4 protein-coding genes are annotated in these 3,783 nt (G+C 60.8%); all 4 read right to left on the reverse strand.

What is annotated here, in order from left to right; all coding sequences use genetic code 11:
- The coding region (locus WCA53_RS25925) for a class II D-tagatose-bisphosphate aldolase non-catalytic subunit (RefSeq protein ID WP_423917183.1) at positions 1–436 on the reverse strand (436 nt) is incomplete at its 3' end.
- Positions 437–452: 16 nt separating this feature from the next.
- Positions 453–1,406, reverse strand: coding sequence for a tagatose kinase (locus tag WCA53_RS25930; protein WP_423917174.1), 954 nt, complete (start codon positions 1,404–1,406; stop codon positions 453–455).
- On the reverse strand, positions 1,399–2,238 hold the full coding sequence (locus tag WCA53_RS25935) for a DeoR/GlpR family DNA-binding transcription regulator (RefSeq protein WP_423917179.1): 840 nt from the start codon (positions 2,236–2,238) through the stop codon (positions 1,399–1,401). Before WCA53_RS25935 ends, WCA53_RS25930 begins: the two co-directional genes overlap by 8 nt.
- A gap of 85 nt (positions 2,239–2,323) precedes the next feature.
- The gene (locus WCA53_RS25940; protein WP_423917186.1) at positions 2,324–3,697 is read right to left on the reverse strand and encodes an amino acid permease; all 1,374 of its coding nucleotides are present in this window, start codon (positions 3,695–3,697) and stop codon (positions 2,324–2,326) included.
- Positions 3,698–3,783: the final 86 nt, after the last annotated feature.

The following is a 3,783-nucleotide window of genomic DNA, read 5'->3' on the forward strand; positions in this document are numbered from 1 at the left end:
CGACTGCATCCGACAAGCGCTCCGGCTCACCCGCGCACGGCATGCTGGTATCGAGGTGAAGCTTGGTGAATCCCGCCGATGCATACGCGTCGATCAGTACTTCAGCACGCTGCATGGCCTCGTCGGCCCTAAGATGACGCCACGCGTTCGGCCCAAGATGATCGCCCCCGAGTATCAGATGCTCGTGCGGGAAGCCGACGCGCTCAGCAATTGCCCGCACGAACCCGACGAAATCATCGGGCGTCATGCCCGTGTAGCCGCCGTATTGATCAACTTGATTCGATGTCGATTCAATCAGCAGCGGTGCTTCGTCGGCCAGCGCCTGACGCATTGCGGCTTCGAGCACCCACGGGTGCGCCGAGCAAATCGAATACATACCGGCAAGCCAGGCCGACGCCGGATGCGCATTGCTCAAGCGCGAGACGATTGATTTCATCGCTGTGTTCATGGCGCTACTCCGCGGACAACAGGAATGCATCGAGTTCGGCAAAGGTCGCCGTGCCTTCCATCGGACCCTTCACACCGACCGCCCGCGCGCCGCTTGCGCTCGCGTATTTCAACGCCGCGTCCACGTCCATGCCCTGCGCACGGCAACTGATATATGTCGCGCCGAAGCAGTCGCCCGCGCCCGTCGGATCGAGTTCCTGCACCTTGAATGCCGGCCTGTGGGTCTCGCCGCTGGCATCGAAGTAACTACAACCTTCAGCGCCGCGCTTCACCACGATTTCCTTCACGCCACGCTTGAGCAGTTCATCTATCGCCCCCCGCTCCGACGTCGCGCTCGCCAGCAGCGTGACTTCGTGGCCGCTCGGGAGGAACACATCGGTGTAGTCGAGGATGAAATCCAGCGCATCGCGCATCTCGGGAATCCGCAGCATTTCCTTGCGGATATTCGGATCGAAACTCACCGTACCCCCGTTCGACTTCACGGTTTCGATCGCCCGCTTCATCGCTTCGATAATGCGAAACGAGAACAGCGACGAGCCCATCACGTGAAAATTCCCGCAGTTTGCGAGAAGGTCGTCGCGCAAATTCGCCACCGATAACTGCGCCGACGCGCTGTTGGTGATGTTGTAGATGAAATCGCGATCGCCGCCCTCGCGATACGTCACGAACGCGCTGCCCGTGGTTGCGTCTTTCAGCACCGCAATGCCCGATACGTCCACTCCGTCGCTACGCAAGCGGTCGATATTGAGCTTGCCGAAATCGTCGTCGCCCACGCAGCCGATCATCGCGCACGGGCTACCGAGTTTCGCCACCTGATCGATGAAAATAGCCGGCGCGCCGCTCGCGAACGGCCCAATCAGCGTGCCGGCATGGCGAAAGCTCTGGCCGATTTCCGTCGCCATGATTTCGACGAGAATTTCGCCCATCGCGACGATGGTTTTGCGTGATGTATCAGGCATGGTGAGTCGCAGAAGAAAGAAGTTCGGGAGCGGACGACTGGAATTCGAGAATTCCCTCCGCCCGTCGATGAAGGTGCAAACCCGCAGCGACGAACCGCTCCATGGTGGACGGATCGATCGCTTCGTCAAGAATGAGGGCAGCCAGATCCGCAAGCCGGCAAAACGGTTCACCGCCCTCGAATGAAAGCTGGAATGCCAGAACCACAACGCCGGGCGACGTCTTGCACGCGGACCGGTAAACCTGCGCGAGTCGCGCGTCGGCGCACAACAGATTGCCGTCGTGGTCGATGCCCGTCGCTTCCAGCACGGTCAGATCCAGCGAACGAGCCGTGAGTGAGCGCTCGGCGTCGGGTCCCGTCAGCACGGTGGAATTGTCGTTGAGCGCCCCGCCGGTAAGCTGCAACTCGCAATGCAGGAAACGCTGCGCTGTTGGAACCATCGCGAGATCGTTGAGCACGACCACGAGATTGGACCGGTCGGCGAGCAAGGGCAACACCTTGTGGGTCAAGTCACCCGCGCCGATAAACACGGACGCATGATCGTCCACGCAATCGGCCGCCAGACGCGCGATCGCCATCTCAGCGGCCTTGCGCACGGCGCTCGGCGCGGCAGGCGCACTCGCGTTGTCGTGAGCTTGCTGCGGCAGATAACGCGCTCGCCCAAACGTGCGTACAAGGTAGCGCTGGCGTTCGAGGTAGCTGAGATCGGAGCGAATCGTGACGCTCGATACGCTGAAGGCCAGGCTCAGTTCTTCGACGGAAACATCGCCGCGCTTTCGGACCAGTTCAACAATCTGCAAGCGTCGATGAAGCGATGTTTTGTTAGCGAGCATAGGTCGATGGCGCGTTGAAGTGATTTTCGTTTCGAAGGATTTTAGTTTCGAAACGAAAGTCGCGCAAAGAACTTATGGTAGGTATTTACCCGTGTTTTCTGTAGTAGATGAGGTAGGTGCCCGTCAGGACCGCGAGGAATGCGAAGCCGTAGACGAGCGTCATGCGGAATTGCTGGGTGAACGCGGTGGTCAGGAGAATAGCCGCCATCAGCGCGGCGCCGAGCAAACTGCCGAAAGGGTGCAGCGCCATCCGGAACGACGGGGTCGGCCCGTTGTAGCGCGCGCGGAAAAACAGATGCGTGACGAAGATCATCAGCCACGCGAACATCGCGCCAAAAATGGCCAGCGACATCATCAGGCCGAACGCCGCTGCGGGCCAGAACGCGGTCAGCACGGTCGCAAGCGCAATGCCGATCGTCGATAAAGACAGCGCAGCGGTCGGTACGCCATTCGCGCTGAGTCGTCCGAACCGCGCCGGAGCGTAGCCGGCGCGCGACAGGCTGAACATCATGCGCGTGGTGATGTAGAGCTGGCTGTTCATGGCGGAGAGCGCTGCCACAAGCACCACGAAGTTGATCACGCCGGCCGCGTACGGTACGTGCGTGGCGGCCATGACCTTGACGAACGGGCTTTCGTCCGTGCTCGCTTGCGTCCATGGGACGATCGCGAGCATCAACGCCAAGGTAAGCATGTAGAACAACACGAGACGGAATACGGTCGAGCGGAACGCCCTCGTCACGGCGCGCTGCGGATCTTTCGCCTCGCCCGCCGCGACCGCGATGGTCTCGATGTTCAGGTAGCTGAAGATCGCAACGATGACCCCGATCCACATGCCCCGAACGCCGTGCGGAAAGAAGCCGCCATAGGCCGTGAAGTTCTGCAAACCTACGCCGGACGACGCTGGCGCGCCGTACACGAACACCGCGCCAAGCAGAATGAACGCGAGGATTGCGACAATCTTCAGCATGGAGAACGCATATTCGATCACGCCGTACACCTTGACGCTCGCGGCGTTCACGACGATCAGCGCGCCTGAAAATCCGACGATCCAGTACCAGCCCGGCACATTCGCGAACCAGTACTTCATGAACACGGCGACCGCGCTGACCTCGGTCCCGACCGCGAACACAACGGCCGACCAATACGCATAACGCACGAGAAAGCCGGCGAGCGGCCCGATATAAAACTCGGCGTAAGCGCCGAATGAACCCGACGTAGGATGCGCGACGGTCATTTCGGCTAGCGCACCCATCAGCAACAACGCGATCACCGCGCCTATCGCGTAACTCACCAGCACGCTCGGACCGGCAAACCCGATTGCGAAGCCGCTGCCCAGGAACAGTCCCGTTCCGATCGCCCCGCCGATCGCAATCATCGACATTTGTCCGGCGCTCAAGCTCCGGTGCAGCCCCTTCTCCCGTTCGATGATTGTCTCGAACGAATCATGCTTGATGCTCAAATCGACCTCTGGAAAACGGTGTCTGAAAAAATCGTGGACGCAAAAAAGCGAGGCGGCGCGGGGAACCGCCCCGCGCCGCCTCGCCG

It is taken from the genome of Caballeronia sp. (genome assembly GCF_049581465.1).
GTDB lineage: Bacteria > Pseudomonadota > Gammaproteobacteria > Burkholderiales > Burkholderiaceae > Caballeronia.

What these genes read in the sequence shown, in the direction of transcription:
- WCA53_RS25930 (WP_423917174.1), bottom strand. Translation starts at nt 1,406, where the DNA reads ATGCCTGATACATCACGCAAAACCATCGTCGCGATGGGCGAAATTCTC.
- WCA53_RS25935 (WP_423917179.1), bottom strand. Translation starts at nt 2,238, where the DNA reads ATGCTCGCTAACAAAACATCGCTTCATCGACGCTTGCAGATTGTTGAA.